The 674-nt window shown below is 66.8% G+C and carries 2 protein-coding genes; both read right to left on the bottom strand.

The annotated features are described in order from the left end of the window. Nucleotides 1–327 (bottom strand): phosphatidate cytidylyltransferase (locus EOA33_RS37655; RefSeq protein WP_348628303.1); only part of this gene is annotated, 327 nt, incomplete at its 3' end. Continuing rightward, a partial coding sequence (gene uppS / locus EOA33_RS37650; RefSeq protein WP_127407843.1) for a polyprenyl diphosphate synthase occupies nt 324–674 on the bottom strand: 351 nt, incomplete at its 5' end. The genes EOA33_RS37655 and uppS, both read right to left, overlap by 4 nt.

Below are 674 nucleotides of genomic sequence, written 5' to 3'. Positions count from 1 at the left end.
GTCCCATTGCGTCGCCCCGCGCATTTGAGTGCTGGCGGCCGTGACCACAACTATGACCACGACGAGCGAGAGCAGCCAGGATGCCGGCACGCCGGCTATCAGGAAGCCGATGAAGGCCAGCAGCAGCGCTTCCGGCAGAAAGCCCAGGGCGCCGCCGGTTGTCGGGCGCGACATGCGCGACCATTCGTAGAAGATGGTGCAGGCGATGAAGCTGCAGAGCAAGCGGAACGGCATGCCGCCGAGCCAGGTGAGTCCGAGGGTGACGGCGGCCAGCACGAGCGCCGAAATCACACGCAGCTGGAGATTGCTCATCTGGCCGCCGCTCACGAAGCGACGTCTTGGGCGGCAAGCCCGCCGAAACGGCGCTCGCGGCTTGCGAAGTCGCGCAGCGCGTCGGCCAGGTGTTCCCGGCTGAAATCGGGCCAGTAGCAAGGCAGGAACACAAGCTCGCTGTAGGCCGCCTGCCAGAGAAGGAAATTCGACAACCTGAGCTCGCCGCTTGTGCGGATGACCAGCTCCGGGTCGGGAATGCCATCGGTGTCGAGCGCGCCGGCAAAGGCCTCCGCCGTGATAGCCTCGGCGGTGATTTCGCCGCGCCCGGCAGCCGCGGCAAGCTTGCGCGCCGCGCGCACGATCTCGTCGCGCCCGCCATAGTTGAAGGCAATGACCAGCGT

Origin of the sequence: Mesorhizobium sp. M4A.F.Ca.ET.050.02.1.1 (assembly GCF_003997725.1) — a bacterium.
Lineage (GTDB): Bacteria > Pseudomonadota > Alphaproteobacteria > Rhizobiales > Rhizobiaceae > Mesorhizobium.
Note: the sequence above shows the minus strand (reverse complement) of the source record. Positions and strands in the feature narration are given on the sequence as shown.